We start from the raw sequence: 21367 nt of genomic DNA on the forward strand, positions 1-21367 counted from the left end.
AAAAATGTTGAATGAAACCGTCCACAGAATGCTTTAATATTTACTTATCACGCAAAAGCAATCGATTCATTGTGGCCGAGGTGATCGACAACGAATGCGCATCCGACTGAATTTCAAGCATGTGTCCCTGCGAAAAAAACTGATTCTTACATCCATTGCTTGCCTCGTACTGCCTGCCATCGGCATGCTTTACACCACCGGCGTATACTCCAAAATCATCATTCGCGAGCACACGCTCGGAAAAGCGGAGCAATCGCTCATGATTGTGCAATCTCAAGTGGAAGCGATACTGGAGGAAATGGTGTCCATATCGAACTTCGTCCAATTGGATCCGGAAATTAAAACACTATTGGAAGAGGCGAAAAAAAGTCCGGTTGCCGCGAGGCAGCTAACGACCCGATTGGAGCAGGTCGCCGGCGAGAAGCAGGACCTGCGCCTGACCTTGCTGACAGAGGACGGCCGGGCATATTCCGATTACTCCTTCTACGACTTTCAGCCACAGCGCTTTTTCCGGCAGGACTGGTTTCCCAGGGCGGAACGCTTGACGCCTTACGAGACATTATTTTTAGGCGGACTGGAAAACTACCTGCCACCGCTGTACCCTGAACAGAAATATGTTTATATGACCGCGCGGGCATTGACCGAGACCGTTCATAAAGCGCCGTTTGCCTACCTCGTGGTCAGCCGCACGGAAAACAGCATTCGTGAGCTCTTTGCCGATATGGAGGAGGACGTGTATTTGGTAGACGAGAACAATCGCATCCTATCGAATCGCCATGCCGATTGGATCGGAGACCGGTTCGAGAACGTGCTGCCGCATCCTATTTCAGCTTCGCCGGAGATTATTCAAATCGGCGGAGAAAATCAATTGCTTCTTTCGCTCCCGCTTCGTTTTTCGGGATGGAAGCTTGTAAGCGTGGCTCCTTACGAACAGCTTACGGGAAAATTGAACGGGATTTATAAAACGATGCTATTTCTGCAAGCCATGTTCGCGATCGGCTTTTTGCTCGCCCTTACCTATTTGTTGAGGCGCTTCACCAAGCCGGTTCTGGCGCTCGGGGAGGCGGCCAAGAAAGTGGAATCCGGGGATTTAAGCGTGCGTTCCAACGTTCGCGGACCTGATGAAATCGGCCGGCTCGGCCGTTCGTTCGACTTTATGCTCGACCGCATCCAGCAAATCCTGACGCAGGTGAAGATGGAGCAGGAATTGAAGCGTCAAGCCGAAATGGCGATGCTGCAGGCGCAAGTTCATCCGCATTTCCTCTTTAACGTTCTAAATTCGATCCGACTGAAATTGTTGATGAGAGGTGATGATGAAAACGCTGTCACCGTCGAGTCGCTATCCTCGTTGCTCCGAGCAAGTCTTAGGCAGGATGAATTCGTCACGTTTTATGCCGAAATGGAAACAGCTAAACAATATACGGACTTAATGAAGTTTACTACGCGATTTCCGATCGAGATTCATTGGGAAATCCATGCGGACCCGTTTGCCGTTACCGTCCCCCGCTTTATCTTGCAGCCGATTATCGAGAACGCGTATAAACACGGCTTTTCGAAGAATGGGGGGATGATTTGGATCCGTGCGCAAACCGCCGGCGCTTCATTAAACATCACGGTCGAGGATAACGGCTTGGGCATAAATCCGGATACGCTTGAGGAATTAAAGAAGCGGCTTAGCTATCAAAAGCAGGATCTCATCGCGCAGAAGAACTTGGGCGAACGGATCTCTTCTGACGGTATCGGCCTGATCAACGTCTTCAGCCGATTGAAATTGTTGTACGGGGAGCGGTTTGAAATGAACATTCAAAGCGAATACGGGCGGCGCACGACTGTGGAGCTGCTGCTGCCGATCGAGAATGCAGGGGAGGATGATCAACGTGTTTAAAGTTCTTCTCGCCGACGATCATTATACGGTATTGGATTATTTGAGTGCCGGCATTCCCTGGCCGACACTAGGTCTGGAATTGGCTGCCGTTTGTTCCGACGGCGGCGAAGCCTGGGAAGCTTGCCAAATTCATCGTCCGGACATTCTCGTAACGGATATCGGAATGCCCGTCATGGACGGACTGGAATTAATCGAAAAAGCGCGCGCAGCCAACCCGCGGTTGAAGGCGGTCATTTTGTCCTGCCACGAAGATTTTCACTACGCGCAGACGGCCGTAAAACTTAACGTGAGCGAATATATTTTAAAGGAGAGTCTTCGGATTGATCAGGTCGTTTCCGTGCTGGGCCGATTGACGAACCAATTGACCGTGGAAAATGACTTGGAACACGACCGGAACCAGCTCCAAAAGAAAATCCAACAACATCTTTCCGCCATTCGATCCGGATTGATCCGCAAGTTTCTTGAACAACCGGTCTGGAGCGAAGCCGAATGGGCGAACGAATTTCAAAATTTCGGTATCCTTCTCCGTGACGGCGTCCCTTATCTGCCAGTCCTGGCCCTGCCGGAGAGAGCCGCCGAATTGGAAGTCCGGTTCGGCGGAGCCGTCAACATGCAGTTTGTGATCCATAACGCCTTGCAGGAATTAGTTCGTTTTAACGGAAGCTTCTTGTTTGTCCTGAACGAACGCCAATACCTGTTTCTGTTCCCCTTCCCGCATACGTTGACACGGAATCTCTATGAGGACGTTCAGGACGAACTGTCTCGCGTCCAACAACAGATGTTTCAACATCTGCGCATCGGCATTTCGTTTATCCGCGGGGAAGTGAGCCGCGAATTGCTTCATTTGAAAAAAGAGATCCAGAAATTGCTTGATGCCGCAACGTTTCGATTCTATTCGGGCGAGCGCGTTTATGCCAACATGCAGCCCCTGGAGACGACGAAAGAGGATATTTTCCTGCATTATTCCAAAGCCCTGCAGGATTTGAAAGATTGCATTCTTGCCGGGGACAAGACCCGGATTTCGCTTGCCGTCAGAGAATGGAAAGGTTTTATAGAAAGCAAGGTCTATCCTGTGGAGGCGGTAAAATGCTGGGTGCTCAAAATGACCATGGAACTCCAGCTCAAGTACACCGTCATGCAAAACTTCGTCACGAACTTCAATACCGAAAGGCTCCAGCGGAAAATTGCCTCGATTGAAACGCTGGACCATTTGCTGGAATGGCTCCAAGAATTTCTCGAAAAAAAATCCGTCGAAATCGAGTCGCTTCGGGAACAAACCGTCGTACGCCGAGAAATTGCCGAGGCGCAGCGATACGTCCGCCTCCATATGGGCGAGAAAATCGCGATGGAGGAAATGGCGCATCGCTTGAATCTGAACCCGTCTCATTTCAGCCGTATTTTCAAGCAGGAAACTGGAGAAACCTTCGTCGAATTCGTCACCCGCACGAAAATGGAAAGAGCCCAGGAGTTGCTGAACCAGTCCGATTTAAACGTTGCGGAAATTTCCGAGCAGCTCGGATATGAGCATACGAGCTATTTTATTAAGCTATTCCGGAATTACGCCGGGATGTCGCCGAGCGAATACCGGCGATCAATATAAGGCATCAGCTTACTGAAAGTTGTCATGAAGAAAAACAGGAGACCTGCCTCTGTTTGCGAGAGATGATCTCCTGTTTTTCTTATGAAGTTCAACCGATCCACTATCAAGGGTCATGTTGCGAGCATCAATAACCAATTTATCTGGGAGCACGAGGTCTGCTTAGGATTTGGTGTCCTTTTTTTCATGTTCAACAATACATCGGACCGTCAATGCAGAAAGTGGTGATGGATCTTCAAGTTCTGGATTCGGCTTTCGGTTAAAGGTAACTTTTCACGCAGCCATTAAGGATCTTTGATCCGTTTTCACCTTCACCTATCCCTAAGTATCATCCTAGCTTGCATTATGACATGAATTCCATTAACTTAGTTTAGATAGCTTCATATATTAACCATGATCGTACATGCCGTTGTAAGGAGGATTGGAAAAGGCGTGATTCGCAAAAAGAACCGATATATCCTAGCCATCTTCATGGCCTTCGCTGCCCTTTTTACCGGCTGCAGCACGTCCGTCAAACAAACCGTCCCGCTGAACACGGACCCCGAATCAATATTAAGCGCAATCTATGAGTTGGAAGGGATCAAATCCGCCGGATCCGTGAACACGGAGCCTTTGACCGAAATCTCGGAGATCGAAGACAATATCAGCATCCGCTACCAATACGTTTTCTTGGTGAGAGATGCCGTCAACCAGAATAATCAAGCCGTTCCGGATCGGTTGTATGTCGTTTCTGCGGTCGAGAATACGAGGAAGGATCGGGAAATCAGCATCCAGTACATCGACGGCTCCATCAATGGGGAAACAGCCAAGCACAATCCGCGGCACCGTCCCATTACCGTAAACCTATGCCCGGATGATTCCAAATCTCCTTGCGGCGATGATGATTCGAAGACTTATCAAGCGAATGCGGTTGTTTTTTCGTTGGACCAATTCCCCGCATTTCGTTCGCATGACAATGTCGTTGATATTAGCGTGAAGTATGCATTAGGTAAGAATAAAAAAGAGCTCCGCGAGCAATTTCTAAGTGATTCGGGGCTGCAGGAGACTGACGATGCTGTCGTTTCCCTGAAGCTGCCGGACTCATTTGTGAAATAACAAGAAGTACAACGAACAATGTGAATCCGTTGATTTGAGGGCACGAGGTCTGTTTGGGACTTGGTGTCCTTTTTTTTGGTTTCCGTACTGAAGGTCCCAGTCGACTTATATTCCTTTTATGATATAATATGTTTGATAATGGAATTTGAAAGGAGTATGCCATGAAGGCGAAAATCACAGCTGCCCTGATATTGAATGTTTGCATTGGATTCATATGGTATTACTTTTCTGGATTCATTGTTCATTTAATTAATCGAGGGAATAACGGATTATTCAACATCCTCTTATGGGTCGTTAGCTTAATGCTCTTTTTTGGCATTCATCGATTAACCATTTCAAAAATGAATACGAATCATACTCCGAAGCAGTCCAACCTCTTAAGTGCCGTTTCCTCGATTTCCTTTTTATCCACCGTTCTTGTGATCTATATCTTCTTGTGATTCTACCTGTGGAACAACGGTTCCGTTGCACTCTGTTTAACAGGGACAGGCAAAACGAACTGCTGCTCCGTCCATGTTTTGTATGGAGACAGAACGACAAGCAAGTCGCCCGCGATCGGATAAAGTCCTATTTCTTCTTGTGTGAATTTAAATTATTTAAATTTCGTTAACTCTTCATAGTTCGTAATGTTAAGTTTGATTTTCCCTTCTTGATGAATATTATTTTGATAATAAATTTCTGTAATCAGCTCAGAGATCTTTCTTGCATCTTGGACCATTTGATTGAATATTTCCTGATCAGCTTCACTTATTTCCCCTGTTTCATTATAGTTAGAAGATATTGCGCTAATTCTTGTATTCAATTTATTGGCAATAGGAACTAATAACTCTGTCGATACTCCCGAATCTATAACTTTAGAATAGCTCTCTACACGATATAGCCGATTATTGATTTCCTGAATGCTATTACCATCCAAATCTTGAAGGTTTCCGAGATCGTGATAAAAATTCCACACTTCAAATACGGAATTACCAATTATAGATTCCAGTTTCATTTTTGAATCTCTATCGTTCGTGATGCTTTGACTGATCAAAAATATAGAAAAGATAATCAGCGTTATTACAGAGAAAGAAATCAGTATAGTCCTGGTTTTTTTCCTCAATTCACTTGCCTCCTTCCGCCTTCCTGATTATTTATAAATTTCTCCCTTTCCCATACTCTTTTTCCGTCGGTTAAACATACTGAACTGGGTGGATCTTCATAAAGAGAGATTTCAACCAGTGAACTTTTTCCTTCTTGCAACCAATTATATACACTGCCTTCGTTAATAGAAGGATAGGATAAAATTTGATTTACTTGAAATGCAGTTGCATAATATTCTGCGTACTCGGGGTGATCATCATCTAATCCATTGTCTGTCTCAAAAAATGTGTCTGTTTTGCCTACAATTCTTAATCCACTGCTCCACTCTAATATAATCTCTACACCTTTATACTCCCTTAATGTTTTAAATAAAGAATCCACTTCCATAGATATCCTCTTTCTTATTTTATTCTGATGGTTTTGGCTGGAAAATATATAAGCACCATCTTTTCCATATTGTATCATCCCTCTATGAGTCCCTATATAAAAAGGCCCCAGAATTTACTTATTGATTCACCAAAGTCCACTCTTATCTTATCATTTTTATAAACAAGCTCTATTTCCATTCCGTGACTCATTCGCCTCTATAAACATTATGATGCAGCCTTATTTATAGTTGATGAAGAATTAATTAAAACAACCCCCCACCATTTCAATATCAATGATGAGGGTGTTTGCCATAGCTGCTTACTAGTCCGCTATATTGATGACGTTATCTTTAACCTGATAAATGATATATTTATGATTCCATTGCTGCACGGTAACGATCGTTTCTTTATTTCCCTTTTCAAAAAAATAATTAGAGCCTTCTTGCTCGACATAACTCCATCCTTTACTGCTCATTCGCTCTTTTAAAAGTTCAACGGAACGATCCTCTCTTGCCAGATAATGCCCCACTTTATCCATTGGAACTATTAATTTCTCCGTAGTACTCAACGTGTACATGAGCTTTAAGTTATGGAATCCGATATTATTGATATAGGCACCTGCGAACATAACGACAAGAAAAACAATGCCAATAATACCGAATGCTATGATCTTCCAAGGTCTCTTCAAAGTCATTCGCCACCTCTGCGTATAGCTGCTTATTGTATTATATCAGAATCAAAACTGGCGTATGCCCTGGTAATGCAATATCCGGAAAAGGCTCGCGACGAAAGATCTACACGCAAATGCATTGACTGGCAATTCTAATATTTAGGATTTTTATAACACCAATCAGGATCATAAGGTAACGATTTTAATCTTTGCATGTCTTCCCAACTGTAGACCCAATCATAATCTGCTACCCAAAAGTAATCGTCCGGGTTAATCTTAAGATATTCATAGATAAAACGAAAAATAACCTTCTCTGCTCCGTAAACCTCTTCAATAGCCCCTATCCGAAATAATTCGCGGTCTGAATTCAACCCAAGATCATCATAGTCACTGAAAAAAATACTAGGATTCTCTCTAGCCTTTACATACAAAATAAATTGGTAGTTATTCTCTTCGCTATTATAGGAATGGTCAAGTATATTCAATGTTGTAGATGAGAATCGTCCCTCTTCGTAATTTTTATAATTCTCAAAGATAAGTTTAGCATCCGAATGAAAGGTTGCTACAATTGTATCCGCCAAGAACTTTTCCGGCGTATATTTTTCACGATCTGTCAAAATAAAAGCAGTGGTTCCCATTCTATCTTAGTGCCTCCTGTAAATCATCCCATGAATTAACAATGGTTACACCTCTTAAGTTAGCCAACGGCTTGTCAATATAGAGAATTATATTTCTGTGTTCCCAGGATTTAAAAAAATCCGAATGGTTTTGCTTAGCCATCTTCAAAAATTGTTCTGCACCTCAACAGCTTTAATTGATGCCTTAACTTCAATTATTGCATTCTTAGTAACAACATCTAAATCACCCGGCAGGTTGACCATCTTTTTTAAGGATAATTGAAGCAGATGAACAGGCTCAACAAACCAAAAAAACAGTTTCGACGACGGGCTTGGAAAACCGTTATCTGTATCAGGTTACAAAGGGAATCGATATCTTTTTGATGTGGTTCAGCCGCCCGACTAATTCGGCACTGGATGGGAGCGGGTATACGGTTATAAGAAAACCACAATACGGACGGATAGCTCGCATTGTGGCTTGGCAGGTTTTTGCGATCTTTATTCAAGTTATATACCTAATCTGTTTTTTATTTTCTCTAATGAAGTATTAATCTTATTTTTATCTTCAGGGTGCTCGTCAAGATGTTTTGCACTAAAAATAATTATGTAGTTATAAAATTCATCATACTCAATTATTGCCATTACATTTTCGTCGGAAGCTGGGGGCTCTCCTATAAAGCACACTTTCTTATCCCCAATGTAATACTCCTCTTCTGGCTCATGATAAGATGAAAATTGTACCTCTAATGGCCCCGATCCATAGCCATGCCTCTCAATATCCCCCAAATACTCCAAAGCCCTTGGGAAATCAATAACCCAGAAATAAGATTCCACCAGTTTGTCAATTTCGTCTTTTTCTGTAAGTATTCTATACAGTTCTTTCTCTTTTTTTAGTCCTTATAATCAAAAGTCAGATAAAAATTACTTGAGTTAAATGTGTTATTCGTTGAAGATGGGTTCATTCGTCACCAGGCAGTGCCTTCTCTAATCTATAAATTTTCCATCAAAATTACTATATCTATATCCCTTAAGAATTTCAGTAAAATAACCATTATCCCAGACATGTGATGAATTATCCAAATATACATGTCCTTTAGTAAAGAAAGATAATTCATTATCACCATTTGATAAAAATAAAGCATTTGAATTATTGTTTTTCATCAAATTGAACACTAGAGATAAAGCAAACTTAAAGGATTCATTATTGTATAAATTGTTTATAAAGCGAATACTCAATGTGCTTTCATATACAAACTCACTGCTCAAAAACTGAGTGTCATAAGCGTTATAGGGATATTCGCCAGGCTCCGTTAAGTAAACAGACAGACCCAGTGATTTTTCAAATTGACTAATTTTAATTCCTTTTGGAATGTCTATTACATCAATATTTTTATACCCCATTGAAGCTAGTTCTTGTAATAAACAGGATTCAGATATTTTTTGTTCTGTTTTGAGAGAATATTCAATAGCCACTTGAGCACTCCTATATTATGTAAATCAATTGCTATTAATTCTTTAAGTCCATTAATCGGCCAATCCGCTAATCGTTTAAAATTGATAAAGTATTAATTAAATTAATTTCCACCATTTCAAATAACAATGATGAAAGTCTGTTTATTAAAGTGTACAACATAATTGCTCACTAGTCCGCTATATTGATGACGTTATCTTTAACCTGATAGATGATATATTTATGATTCCATTGCTGCAAGGTAACGATCGCTTCTTCATTTCCCTTTTCAAAAAAATAATTAGAGCCTTCTTGCTCGACATAGCTCCATCCTTTACTGCTCATTCGCTCTTTTAGAAGCTCAACGGAACGATCCTCTCTTGCCAGATAATGCCCCACTTTATCCATTGGAACTATTAATTTCTCCGTAGTACTCAACGTGTACATGAGCTTTAGGTTATGGAATCCGATATTATTGATATAGGCACCTACGAACATAACGACAAGAAATACGATGCCAATAAAACCGAATGCTATGATCTTCCGAGGTTTCTTCAAAGTCATTCGCCACCTCTGCGTATAGCTGTTTATTGTATTATATCAGATCAAAACTGGCGTATGCCCTGGTAATGCAATATCCGGAAAAGGCGCGCGACGAAAGATCCACACGCCGAATGCATTCGATTTGTTCACCGCATCTCATCACAATAATTGGATGATTACCAATTCGATCTAATCCTCATACTGGCATGAAAGATGAATTTGCTTGGCTTAGTTATCTCCCGCCCGATTAACGGGCGATGCGTGGTGGACGGCGGACAGAATATTATCTAAATAGACACGGTTGTTTAATAGCCACTAATCAACTGATAGGTTACCCAAACATAGGTATAAGTGTTTTGTTTCGGCACTGGGTAGCCCCACCAGTACTTATTGAAACCTAGCCAATAAACACTACTGCCCCATCTCTTCGAAAAGCGATAGGAAGTTCAGCTTCAAGTAATTCAATTCTTTCAATTATCTTTTCTTGTTTTTCGCTAGGTAAATTTGTTTTTGCCCACTCCTTTATCTGAGATAGCTCCTTCATCACAAAAGGCAAGTCTTCTTTCTCCATATCTAATCCAACGGAAAAAACATTAATCCATTCTAAGTTCAGTTCTTCAATAGCAGGTATCCAACATTCTTCGAAAAAAGCTTCTGACGCTACAGGAATGTAAAATTTTTCCTCAAACTCGTTTTCTGAGTTTAATATCATAGCTGCAATAGACATTAATCTTTCCCTCCAAATATTGCTTCAAATGTGTAGTCAGGAAATTCTTTTCTTAGTTGATTTAGGCTGTTCTCGACTGCCTGCCTTAGTTCAGGTGTATCTCCGTCCAATCTAAAGACGAACTTACGGATATTTTGGATTTGGTCTAGTGAAGGTACATCCGGCGTACCATTTTTTGTCGGTCTAGTTGCAATAGCTTCTTCCAGGTTAACTATCCTTTTTCTAGTCTTATCTAGTATTTGCTTATCAGCAAACTGCTGAGGAGTTTGGGCAGGTAACCCTGTTTTAGGATTTACTATGTTTAATCCTTTAGCTGTTTTATCTTCATAAAAAACACCGTTCTTCAAATCGATTTCGTCTAACTCACCGATTGGTCTTCCATTCTTATCAACAATTTCTACTTCTTTTACCGGTTTAACATTACCGCCACCATTACCGCTACCACCACCACTACCGCCACCATGATCATTATGCTTATTATTCAGGGGGCCTCTCCCCCTAATTCCAGCACGGTTGAGAATAACCTCCCCAACGATCAAAGCTGCCGCCTGCCCCAAATAATTGGACCAACCACCTGCTGAATCGACTTCTGCCTTTACGTCTTCTGCAACTTTTTCGCGGTACTCATTGCTAAAAACCATTCGGCCGGCCCACATCCCCGTGTTCCAAATTTCCTCGACCGTCCCGATGGTTGCATTATAGAGCATCTCTTTCACGGTTCCAAGTGGATCTTCGTACAAGGATATCCCCGTATCCTTTAACGAGTTCCCTAACTGGGCGGCCCCGATCTTTACGCCCTCCCATACTTCCCCTGCTTCTTGCTTCACGGTGTCCCATGCCTTCCCGGCTTCCTGCTGCACCGAATTCCAGGCTTCCTCGGCACTTCTCCCCATATCCTCTACGGCTCTATAGCCTGAGGGGCCCCTCATCATAGGGAATGTTCCCAGCACATGCCCAGCAACTTGGATCGGTTGTACCCGCTCATCTGCTGACTTAAATCGCTGGGCAATCCCTCTCAGCTCCAGGCTTGTCCGATGGATATGCTCCGTGGTCTGCATCATCTCCCGATGCGCCTGCTGAAAATCCGCGTAAAAACGGGATCTCGTCGTACCTTCCCAGGCAGACTCCAGCATATGAATGTTCTGGTTCAACATGTATATCATTGCTTCCAGCTGTTCATGCGCCCTGGAGCATTGCTCTGCAACGCGCAGCAACATCTCCGGTGTGACCAAAATTCTACTCATAACAACCTCTCCATCTTGCTTTCGGGATTGAACCCGATTTCCGATCATAGCTAACTTAAATATTTTACTCCACTTGAATTATATGGAAAAGGTTCTCGAGGCCTTGCTATGTCACTTAAAACTAGGATCTTTTTCTCAGTTAGATACGGGACTTTATTACGAGCGGGATTCTCAGTAATATGAGCATTATTATAGGAGTTGCAGGATTAAGGGAGTCACGATTGGAGTCAAAGAACCTTAAATACCGTAAAAAAGGGGCAGGAATAAATGGATTAACTTATCCTTCATTATTCTTGCCCCTGCTTACTGGTACTGGATATCTGTTTAGAAAAGAATTATCTGTACTTGTCTTTAAGTCCTATATTTTAAAATGGATTGGTATGATTCATAGGTCAATTCTAGCAGTCTGGATATTTTGAGAAGGAGTTCATCCGCTCTCTTGATGAGATTCATTAGATGTGTAGGCTGCATTTTACTGATTAGAGTACTCTCCTGTGATAAAAAGGATAAGGAGTGTATAAATATCAACGACTCCACATTCATTTTGGAGACTTTGGGGAACATCTGCAGCATATCTTCCAGTAAAATGTTTGATATAGGCTGCCTCCCCTCCTCTTTTATATATAATGCGTTTAGCATTGATTTTAATGCCTTGTTGCATAACAATAAACTGACGTATAGTAGATTTTGTTCAAGAAATGCTTGGATAATTTCATATATTCTTGAGAGCAACTGGTATGAAGAAGAATCATATCCTGGTAAAAACAGCTCCCTTCCTTATGTTGGGGGAACAGATTCACATTTAGATCGATATCACTGGTTACTACTGATTTCATATTCTCTTTACTCCCTTTCACTCAGAACATGCTCTAGTAATCCGAATCACCGTTTTCCATTATCTGTATTGTATCATTCTAACCATTTTGTAGGTAATAGCCTACGGAAATTCCCTTATAGAACCACATAAGATTAGTTTAACGATCAAATAAGGGGTTATGGAACGTGGCCAATAATGAGAAATCCATAGAATTGCTCGCCTTCGGCAGAGCTCTACGAAACCTTCGGAAAGAGAAAAGGCTTACCCAAGAGAGCTAAGCCTCTATTCCCGTGTTGACCGGTCATATATTAGTGAGTTGGAGAACGGAGAAAAAGCGCCCTCTCTACTAACGATTACCGCATTAGCAAGGGCGCTTCATGTTAAGCCTTCGATATTAATTGAGGATTATGAGAGGGAGATGAAACTAGATACTTAGGGCTTGTCACGCTGATCCGGATATATTCAATCTGTTGGATTAAAAAATGGTCTTTTCCGGAGCTCATCCAAGAACAACAAAGAAGATGGCGATTGACCTTAGCCATCTTCTTTGTTTTTACTTTGTGGTTTTAATGATTTGGGATACATTATAAATTTCATTACTTGAGATAAATGGTACTTGTGCATAAATCAAATTAGGTTCTCCGGACAATCTAGCTGCTAAATGTCCTTTTCCTAATAAGTTTTCAGCACCTTTTTCTCCCAGTGCAATTTCTGATGTCCCAGAACTTCCAACTTTTAACACAAGTCTATTACCCAAATTATCTCTTAATTGCATCGGTAACGCATCTTTATCTGGTCTTTGTGCAGCGAATATTAAATGAATTCCTGCAGCTCTTGCCTTTACTCCTAATCTTTGAACAGTTGAGGATACAGTACTTTTATATTCATCAATTAACATCCAATCTGCAAACTCATCATGAACGAGAAAAATAAACGGTAATTTCTTCCCTTCAGGTACCTTTTCATTATATTCCTTTAGATTTGGTACTTTATATTCTCGAAAACTTAAATATCTGTTTTCCATTTCATTTACGAGTTCTTCTAAAATTTCTGAAGCTCTCTGCTGATCTATAACTATACCTTCAGCTAAATGAGGAAGTTCTTCAAGGCTCTGATAATCGACTCCATATTTGGGATCGATTAAATATATCTTCGCAGTTTCAATTGAGTTTGTGGCACATATATCAAGGATTAATGTTTGGATTAGTACAGATTTACCACTACCTGTTTCACCTGCGATTAGTGTATGAGGAGCATGTTGCTCTAAACCACCGAATGGACCACCCAGGTTTAAATACAGCAACTCCCCATCTATTTCTTTTACACCTATTACAAAGTTTAAATTGGTATCCTGTACATCATTTTTTAATTTTCTGTTACGCCAAACATTAGCTAATGAAATAGTTTCTCTTTCTTGTCTTTCTATAAATACAACTATTTCACCAGGCTGAGGTAAGACATTAATTATATTTAAAGCATGAGTTGTTAAGAGTTGTGATTTCCTTTTTTCAATATCCTCTACCCTTAAACGGTCAGATCCTTTCAATTTAATAATAGCAGCATTTGGAGTTAGTCTGGATTCTAAAACCTTACCTTGAAGGTTATAGGTAGCCAATGCGGCTTTTAAAGAATTAACAACAGTAGATAGCCATTCTTGATCGGCTAAACTATGATTTTCTTCGTTTAGATTATTTACCATCCAACTCTGAAGGTTTTTACTGCTTTCTCCTCTTCTCTCAGTGCTTGTAACGGTTAGTGTACTAGGAAGTTGTTGTTCTTCTGTGTTATTAGAATTTTCGTGTTCACTACCAATTGATACATCTTTTTTCAGATTATTAGTTGTTCGATCAGCGTTATCTATTTGCTCATTCTGTGATTTAGTGAACTGATCATATTTAAATGTCTGATTATCAGTAGGTAATGACGGATTGAACTTCTTCCATGTTACTTCTGTAGAAAACTTCGATCTTACTGTATATAACGGTTTCTTTTCTAATAGCGATAGAATTAAGCCTCTAACAGACTCTCTTGAATAGACTTCTTGGTAGCAGTTATCTATATCATTTATTTTTACTTGCTCACTCTCTATAGTATCTGTATTATCAGTAGTTGGTACAAAGACATGTGAATACCCTTTAATTTCCATTTCTACTTTACCGGTTCTGATTAACTCTCGCCATTTTTCAACAGAGATGGATGAGTTTTGCATGAAAATTGTTCCTTCAACAAGTAAATCACTTATCTTTGATAGCCATAAGTCTCTATCAAGACGACTTGGAACTCCAAATAAAGCCTCATCAATTCTTAATACGGTATCAATTAGTTGTTTCTTTGAGGATTTCTTGGAGTTTGATAGATTTTTAATATCTACAAACTTAGCCTCCGTAACTAACAATTTTAGGTAATATTTACCATTCTTTTCGAAAGGACTAAGGGCTAGTATATCGGCAATCTGCTCTTCTTTTTTACCTAACCAACTTGCGTAGTCATCAAGGAAATACCAGCCTACACTTCCTTCTTCTTCAACTTCTTCTTTTGTAATTAACTTACTAAGGACTACTCCCATTAACTCACTAGCATAACGTCCTATTTTTGCTGCTCTTAGTACAATATCACCTGATAGCTCATTAGCTTCATTTATAAAATAATCAGTTAACCAATCGATATCTTCGTCATCAATACCTAGATTTAACGCTTTAAATTTTCTTTTCAATATAATTTTTAAGAGTTTAAGAGATGTTGTTGTAGAAACAACTAAGTTAGGACCGTTAGTCTTATTATGTTGATATTTTATAACATTGACGCCTTGGCTTTTTAACAGTCTTCTATCTAGTAGCTCATCATAATTTACCACCCATTCGCCGAGCTTATGAGATTCTTCAAACACATTTTTTGTTTCACTGTTTTGGAAGGTAATTTGCCTTGCTGGTAAAAAGCAATCCTCTGTTTGTTCATCCACACTTTCAGTTATACTTCTAATAAAACTTAAATACTGCCATCCCTCAGATAACTGACTAGGGCATACTAGATAAGTAGTTGATTTCAATTCATCTTTTGCCGTTGGGCGACGTCGCGACCATCTAGCTGGAAATAACTCTAAATTATTCGGTTTATATGTTGTTTCTACCTTAGTCCACTCAAAATTTGAGTGCCTTGATATTACATCCTGTAAAAAAACTATATCATAAGGCTTCCCTTCTTCTTTTTCTGAAACAGATGATTGATGTGCCATTACTCCAATACGGAGCTTTGCCATAAAATCATTAGTAACTTCACTTGCAACAAACATATCTGGATCTGAATCAGATCCTTCAACCATTTTTGAATATATCTGGTTTAGTTTATTTGTATCTCTATGTCTTAGTACCACTTGACATCTAATATTGTCATTTTTACTGTTTAACTTCGAGATAGAATCTACAATTGACAGTGGTAACCTTGTGGAATCGGAATTGTATAAAACAACACCTAAATTAGCCCCTTCATGTGGTTGTAACTCAAGATAACGTTCTAATAAACCAGTTAATTTTTCACTAGCATCTCTTGGATCTTCGTTTGTTTCCTGATCAGTTACCTTAGCAATTGGCATCTCCATTAAGCTATAATCGTAAAGAGAATCTGTAAGTGATAGTAACTCAGGAATATCCTCCCCATTAAAACCTAAGCAAATCTCTGGGTAATAAGGATGCTTTATATCATTAATTAGTTCATTAAAGAAAAGCTTTGAATCTCCTATGTCTATTTCTTCCGATGTTAATAGGTACATAATAATATTGCTGATTTGTTGCATTTTCGTTGTAAGAGCAGACATCCTAAATGGATTCCAAGGAGGAATAATTGCGAGAGGCTTCGTGTCTTTTACCTCTACTACACCTATTTTAATAAGTGGATACCAAAGTTTAATTCGGTTTATATCTCCTTTAGCATTTTTGGCGACTTTACTTAATAGATTTCCATATAGTATAGACTGTCGAGTTTGTGATTCATTAATTAAGCCTTCTTCTATCCAGTGATCAAGAGCATTAGTATACTCTTTGGAAAACTCTTCCCAAGAGGTTAGTATTTCTTGATAGCCAGCTTCATTAATTCTTCCCTCATCCTTGGAGCTTTGTAATTCCTGAAGGAACTGCCTTGATAAATCTTTATCTAACTCATACAACCCAACAAGAGAACCTCTATCTTGTCTATATACTGCCTGTAAAGTATAGATATCGTTTAGTGAAATCCCTTGTAATTTTCCTTTTTTGCTTATTGGATTTTTTGCTACACTTGTGTGTTGAAAAGGATTGGCCTTTAATCTTCTCAAATCATTAAAGAGTTCCAATCCAATTGCATTTGTAGCACCTTCCCAAACCAATTGAACTTTACAATCTTGTTCTATACCCTGTTCATCCTGATAGAATAATTCAAAGTAAAATTTAATTTGTCTTGAATCCTTTGATACTGAGTTATTTGCCTTAAAAGGATTGCCCTTCTTTTTTGCCCTTGTCTTCTCTTCTTCGATAAATTTATCGTATTCGAAAAGATAACAAGTATCCCATTCTATTAAATTATTTGTTAATTTTTCCAGACCCTTATATCTAGTACAAAAATACAAACCTAAATCGGTATTTAAATTTAGCCAAGCACTTCTTGAGTCCCTCTTTTGAGTTTTGATTTTAATTATCTTTTTCCCACTTGATACCTCGGATTGTGCAAATAGCCTCTCTATTGCTTGCATAAATCCAACTAAAAAGTCATCGCACTCTATAGGCTTTCCATAAATAAACTTATCCCATTTGGCTTTCAACTTTTTATTATTTTCAATCTGATATCTTTGCTTTTCATAGAATGCAATATCTTCTTCATTTGGTTCCCTAGTTTTTCTTTTATCCAAAAGTTCTAGGTAGTCCTCGTCATCCTCAGTAATTAAATCGGAAAACTCATCCTTTAAGAATTCTTTTGTTTCCTCAGCTAATGTTGCTTTTTTGGAGATTCTTACTCCTGAGAAAAAAGTACCGATATGGTCTTGTTCCCATTCATAGTTTGCTAATACTTCTGATTCATCATTCCATCCAGGCTTAGATTCTATGAACTTTAATATAGCAGGATGAATATCTTCCGGAATATATTCTTTAGCATCTTCAAACGAATTTTTAAGCTGATCATTTTCTAATACATCTCTAGAAGGTGTTAATTTATGAAGATAATAACTTCTCTTTTCTTTTAGTTCTTTAAATGCTGTAGCCCACTTATTTTTATGAGTTAGCCGATTGTCAGGGATAGTATAAAAACAACCTGAATCTCTAGGAATTTTTAAAGCAGGCAATGCCCATCCTAAAGCCTCTATAAGAGAAGTCCCGTCTTTATCTATACTTTCTCTAGTACTTACAATAAACTTACTAAACATTTCTAAGCTACAATCGTTAATACTAAGTAGTCCTGTTAAAGCTTTTCCCCATATATTTAGTAGCCTTTCGCTTCCATTTATAGAGGGTAAATCTTTCGATACAACTTTTATCCAAAAATTTGTATTTGCTTTTAAATCATTCGCTCCAATAGTATAAATATTCTTCAACGATGGGCCTTGATCGTCATTATTATTTGCTAACAGCAGTACAGGTTTATCAGTATGAGTATGTCGTAACCTAGTCATTCTTTCGCTCGTAATAATACTTTCGGGTAAATCATTACCAACCGCTAGTTCTATTGGTATCTTTATATCAATTATATTTTTAAGATAGATATCATTTAAAATTTCTTTACATATCACTGATACCTGCGAACCGGATAGTCTATCCAATAGAAATCTAGCAGTTGCATCGGATGATTCATTCTCAATATTTGATTTTAAATATTCAACGGCGACTTTTCCGATTAACTGTAAATAATCCATTATACCCCATCCTTTGCAAAGGGATTTTCAACATATGCACAAGCATCGGACAATCTTCTTAGTAATCCCATACTAGAAAGCCTTTGTTCTAATCTATGTGAATTATCCGAGAATGCTTCTTGATCAGCTTGCCCTGAATTAATAACATCTGTTGCTTCTTTATCACCAATGATAAGTCCATACTTTTCAAAAAGATTTTTCAAAAAGTCTTGGAACTCCATTCTTTTAGGTACATTTGCCAGTACTAAAGTCTTTAAGAGGCTGTCTGTTGGCGCATATCTAATTCGTTGACTATTTCTACTTGAGGAGAAACCTATTTCCCTTCCCCATACCCTATGAAAGTTGTTAACATGCTGTTTATGTCTTGCAAGTACTTTATCAACTAGCTCTTCTACCAATGAGTCAATATTTTCTGATAATAAGTCATCATTATTTGAAGGCCATAGGAAATGTTTATTTAGTATTTTTTGTGCTTCAAAATACGGGTCTGGGGCATATTGTATACTTCTCCATTCCTCCGTTTGTTTAATACTTCTTATGTAATGCTCTAGAGCTTGTCTAGAAAGGTTATTGTTTTTATTGTAGGAATCTGCCGAGAGATCCCTGATAATTGTTTTTTTAGGCGCTAAGATCTCTAAGATAAATTGAGTTTTATCACTCTGATTAAGGATATCCTTTGATCTATTAAGAAAATAGATAATCATGTGTAAGCCTGTAATATTTACTATATGTGGTAAAGTATCATATGCTGGTATCTTATTACTGAATATATTTATCCAATCATCAGCCATATTAGTATATTCCGGTAAATATTCATAAGGTAGGTAGGATCCTGTTGAATCTCTTCTTACTTCACCTCGTCCAAAATTAGGCTGCAACAGTTCTGCTAATCTGTTATATATAGACTTTGAATTGATTATATTTGGTTCAAGAAAGCTCAGAAGCTCTTCCCCTTTTTTTGAGCGAGATAGCATTAAATATAACAACTCACCAGTGCGCCCAAAAAATCTTCTATCATTTTGAGCTTTGTTCCCACTCACTCGTAGATCTTCATACAAGCACTCTCTACCATAAGGAAAGATGAATTGGGAACTCCATCTTTTGTTATTTTCTCCCTCAATAGTATTACTTTGAAGAAATTTGACTGTTTCGTAAAATTTTTCGAAAGTGTCGAAGTTTTCCTTTAAGTAAGACAAATTCGGGTAATCACTTCCCCCGAAATCCCTCTCAGCTAATTTTAACCAATCATTCCAAGCTTTTTGTTCATCATTGGTTGCTTGATAGTCCCGATAAACAATTTCCATAAAAGGATTATTAAATAGTATATTCCTTAGATGAAGTCTAGTATATGGGCTATATACCAACGTATTAAACTCTTGTTCCTTAAATGCTCTTTCTTTTTCGCACTCTGAGTTTAATACTCCCAGGAATTCCATTAAACAAAGCCACGGTGTTTGTTCATCATATAATCTATGACCCCAAATCGCTTCATCCACCCAAAAATCTGACTTTATATTAGTTGTTCGCGGAAGCGTTTTTAGCATTAGAAAACCTCCAAAGTCTTATACTCAACTATACCTTTATCATTTACTTTTAATAGTTTAAGGGAATTTTGAGTCTCTTCAATTTCTCCATCTGCTATTCTTCTATCATTTAGCTTTTTTAATAATCTACTCTTAAATGCTAATATATCTTCGTAGCACTCTCTTGAAAAACTACCTGGTAGTGCTCCTTCGGCCACTCTAGATATAAATTCGTATCTTACTAACTGTAAGTTGAGTACCACTGGTGATAAATCACTCGTAAAACTCACAGATAAGTTCAATTTTTGATTATCTTCGTCTAAATCAAATTTGATATATTCACCTCTTTTTGGGGAAACTGAGACCATTTCCTCTAAAACCCTACTAATTTTCGCCTGAGAGTAATTGCCTGAAGTAGATAAGATTAATTGATCATTATTTTGCACCAATAAACCAGTAGTAATTCTGTTTAAACCTCTCACTAATCTAGTAAGGTATTGAGGCTTCACCCTTTGACTTTCTTTTATGACTCGATAAACTTGGTCAAGAAATTCTCCTGCATATTGAAATGTTGTTAGATTCCACAGTTTTAATCTATCAACTAACTTCTCAGGAATTACAAAAAATAGCCGTTGCCTTTGAGATTTTAACATTTCCAGAAAATTATTTTTGTCTTCAACAACGCCTTCTAAGTAGGCTTTTTTCTCAGAAATAAAAACGTTATCAGCTCCGTATTGTTTATCTGATAGAATAAGTTGTTCATAAAGCTCATAGTAATCATGATCATCTTCTCCGAATATCAAAATATTATCTACGAGCGTATTGGTTTCGGATCCTATACCAAATTTATTCAGTGTCACAAATATATCTGTCAAGTTTCTCTTTCTCTCCGACAGATTTTCTCCGAATATATTACGGTAAATGCTAGCTAAGTATGTTGTATTGTTTTCATTGATTTTTGAGATATCGCTACATTTTAATAATTTATCCCTTACATCTGGATGACCCAGTAACATATTTGAAACTAAAAGTAGTAATTGCCTTAGTGGAGTATGTATCTCGTTTATTTCACATAAGGTTAATAAGTCTACTAACCTCTTCGTTATCAAACTAGTTTCTTCTTCTAATCTCTTCTTATTTTCAATTATTGGACAAAAAGCTTCATTAGAATTATTAAATGGACAGTCAATACATTCTTCCCATCCGGGATTATTTATTACTTCTTCTATTATCTTAGGTAGAAGAGTTGCTGAATTTATTTTACTTAAATTGTATAATTTTAACGAAAAACCCACTCGTTCCTTTTTCCCTTCTACTAGAAGGTCCTCAATACAATTCTTTGTTTCTATAACATTATAAGTTGGTTTTACCATCTTCCACGTTTCTAGCAATTGCCCATCATTAGCAGCTACTAAAAATACTGTTCTATTTTCAAAGCCCATAATTGAGTCAGCCATCGTAGACAGAATCTCTCTTTCGTCTTCCATTAGCTCACTTAAATCTTTTATAAAAATAAATTTGAATTCATCAACCACTAACTCTTCTATTTTATTATTTTCAGCCCACTTATTTTCTGATCCACCAAGTCTATTCCAAATCTCACGACAGTAGAAGGTTTTACCATCTCCGGCTGTACCTGTCAAAATCACAGAATAAGGATTTTCGCTTTTAAAGTTATCAACTAGTTCTTCTAAATATTCCATATCAATTCTAATCGGCGTAACCTTCGTTTTCCTCAGAATTGATTGTATCGTTTCATCATACATATTGTCATTTTGAGGAATAGGACCATATTGTCTTAGAAAGTTTACCCAATTGGACCTTATTGTGCTCATCTTTTTAATCCCTACTTTCACGTTACAAATTTTACCTA

The 21367-nt window shown here is 38.6% G+C and carries 16 protein-coding genes; 4 read left to right on the plus strand and 12 right to left on the minus strand.

Annotation, left to right across the window (positions count from 1 at the left end; all coding sequences use genetic code 11):
* Positions 1 to 94 precede the first annotated feature (94 nt).
* From MKX76_RS17620 to MKX76_RS17630, 3 genes are all read left to right on the plus strand, one after another.
* On the plus strand, positions 95 to 1885 hold the full coding sequence (locus MKX76_RS17620; RefSeq protein WP_340897217.1) for a sensor histidine kinase: 1791 nt from the start codon (positions 95 to 97) through the stop codon (positions 1883 to 1885).
* Positions 1869 to 3485: a response regulator transcription factor gene (locus MKX76_RS17625; RefSeq protein ID WP_340897219.1), complete on the plus strand. Its 1617-nt coding sequence runs from the start codon at positions 1869 to 1871 to the stop codon at positions 3483 to 3485. Before MKX76_RS17620 ends, MKX76_RS17625 begins: the two co-directional genes overlap by 17 nt.
* 429 nt (positions 3486 to 3914) lie before the next feature.
* Positions 3915 to 4577, plus strand: a complete 663-nt coding sequence (locus MKX76_RS17630) for a hypothetical protein (RefSeq protein ID WP_341034309.1) — start codon at positions 3915 to 3917, stop codon at positions 4575 to 4577.
* Positions 4578 to 5169: 592 nt separating this feature from the next.
* On the opposite strand, the gene MKX76_RS17635 is transcribed toward MKX76_RS17630, so the two are convergent.
* The 9 genes from MKX76_RS17635 to MKX76_RS17675 all read right to left on the minus strand — a co-directional run bounded on the left by MKX76_RS17635 (position 5170) and on the right by MKX76_RS17675 (position 11279).
* Entirely contained in the window at positions 5170 to 5679 is a 510-nt protein-coding gene (locus MKX76_RS17635) for a hypothetical protein (RefSeq protein WP_341034311.1), read from the minus strand.
* On the minus strand, positions 5676 to 6047 hold the full coding sequence (locus MKX76_RS17640; protein ID WP_341034312.1) for a hypothetical protein: 372 nt from the start codon (positions 6045 to 6047) through the stop codon (positions 5676 to 5678). Before MKX76_RS17640 ends, MKX76_RS17635 begins: the two co-directional genes overlap by 4 nt.
* A gap of 303 nt (positions 6048 to 6350) precedes the next feature.
* On the minus strand, positions 6351 to 6716 hold the full coding sequence (locus MKX76_RS17645; RefSeq protein ID WP_341034313.1) for a hypothetical protein: 366 nt from the start codon (positions 6714 to 6716) through the stop codon (positions 6351 to 6353).
* 134 nt (positions 6717 to 6850) lie between these two features.
* Positions 6851 to 7336 (minus strand): hypothetical protein, encoded by a 486-nt coding sequence (locus MKX76_RS17650; protein ID WP_341034315.1) that lies wholly within the window; start codon positions 7334 to 7336, stop codon positions 6851 to 6853.
* A 486-nt stretch (positions 7337 to 7822) separates the two neighbouring features.
* A complete protein-coding gene (gene cdiI, locus MKX76_RS17655; protein ID WP_341034316.1) occupies positions 7823 to 8149 on the minus strand; it encodes a ribonuclease toxin immunity protein CdiI in 327 nt (108 codons plus the stop codon).
* A gap of 150 nt (positions 8150 to 8299) precedes the next feature.
* Positions 8300 to 8788, minus strand: coding sequence for a SitI3 family protein (locus MKX76_RS17660; RefSeq protein WP_341034317.1), 489 nt, complete (start codon positions 8786 to 8788; stop codon positions 8300 to 8302).
* Positions 8789 to 8957: 169 nt separating this feature from the next.
* Positions 8958 to 9323 (minus strand): hypothetical protein, encoded by a 366-nt coding sequence (locus MKX76_RS17665; protein WP_340897244.1) that lies wholly within the window; start codon positions 9321 to 9323, stop codon positions 8958 to 8960.
* A 382-nt stretch (positions 9324 to 9705) separates the two neighbouring features.
* Complete coding sequence (locus MKX76_RS17670) at positions 9706 to 10035, minus strand: hypothetical protein (protein WP_007131112.1); 330 nt, start codon at positions 10033 to 10035, stop codon at positions 9706 to 9708.
* Positions 10035 to 11279: a WXG100 family type VII secretion target gene (locus MKX76_RS17675; protein ID WP_341034318.1), complete on the minus strand. Its 1245-nt coding sequence runs from the start codon at positions 11277 to 11279 to the stop codon at positions 10035 to 10037. Before MKX76_RS17675 ends, MKX76_RS17670 begins: the two co-directional genes overlap by 1 nt.
* Before the next feature lie 1133 nt (positions 11280 to 12412).
* Between MKX76_RS17675 and MKX76_RS17680 the strand changes: the two genes are divergently transcribed.
* The gene (locus tag MKX76_RS17680) at positions 12413 to 12532 is read left to right on the plus strand and encodes a hypothetical protein (protein WP_341034319.1); all 120 of its coding nucleotides are present in this window, start codon (positions 12413 to 12415) and stop codon (positions 12530 to 12532) included.
* A 117-nt stretch (positions 12533 to 12649) separates the two neighbouring features.
* Here MKX76_RS17680 and MKX76_RS17685 read toward each other — a convergent pair whose 3' ends face one another.
* Genes MKX76_RS17685 through MKX76_RS17695 form a run of 3 tightly spaced genes read right to left on the minus strand, consistent with a single transcriptional unit; the run spans position 12650 to position 21350 of the window.
* Entirely contained in the window at positions 12650 to 17971 is a 5322-nt protein-coding gene (locus MKX76_RS17685; protein WP_341034320.1) for an FtsK/SpoIIIE domain-containing protein, read from the minus strand.
* Positions 17971 to 19515, minus strand: a complete 1545-nt coding sequence (locus MKX76_RS17690; RefSeq protein WP_341034322.1) for a hypothetical protein — start codon at positions 19513 to 19515, stop codon at positions 17971 to 17973. Before MKX76_RS17690 ends, MKX76_RS17685 begins: the two co-directional genes overlap by 1 nt.
* Positions 19515 to 21350, minus strand: coding sequence for a hypothetical protein (locus MKX76_RS17695; RefSeq protein WP_341034323.1), 1836 nt, complete (start codon positions 21348 to 21350; stop codon positions 19515 to 19517). Before MKX76_RS17695 ends, MKX76_RS17690 begins: the two co-directional genes overlap by 1 nt.
* Positions 21351 to 21367: the final 17 nt, after the last annotated feature.

It is taken from the genome of Paenibacillus sp. FSL R5-0810, assembly GCF_038002285.1.
Lineage (GTDB): Bacteria > Bacillota > Bacilli > Paenibacillales > Paenibacillaceae > Paenibacillus_AQ > Paenibacillus_AQ lactis.

Excerpts from the sequence above, each read along its gene's own strand:
- MKX76_RS17650 (WP_341034315.1), bottom strand. The coding sequence starts at position 7,336 with ATGGGAACCACTGCTTTTATTTTGACAGATCGTGAAAAATATACGCCG.
- MKX76_RS17640 (WP_341034312.1), bottom strand. The coding sequence starts at position 6,047 with ATGGAAGTGGATTCTTTATTTAAAACATTAAGGGAGTATAAAGGTGTA.
- MKX76_RS17670 (WP_007131112.1), bottom strand. The coding sequence starts at position 10,035 with ATGTCTATTGCAGCTATGATATTAAACTCAGAAAACGAGTTTGAGGAA.
- MKX76_RS17685 (WP_341034320.1), bottom strand. The coding sequence starts at position 17,971 with ATGGATTATTTACAGTTAATCGGAAAAGTCGCCGTTGAATATTTAAAA.
- MKX76_RS17690 (WP_341034322.1), bottom strand. The coding sequence starts at position 19,515 with ATGCTAAAAACGCTTCCGCGAACAACTAATATAAAGTCAGATTTTTGG.
- MKX76_RS17625 (WP_340897219.1), top strand. The coding sequence starts at position 1,869 with ATGATCAACGTGTTTAAAGTTCTTCTCGCCGACGATCATTATACGGTA.
- MKX76_RS17620 (WP_340897217.1), top strand. The coding sequence starts at position 95 with ATGCGCATCCGACTGAATTTCAAGCATGTGTCCCTGCGAAAAAAACTG.
- MKX76_RS17675 (WP_341034318.1), bottom strand. The coding sequence starts at position 11,279 with ATGAGTAGAATTTTGGTCACACCGGAGATGTTGCTGCGCGTTGCAGAG.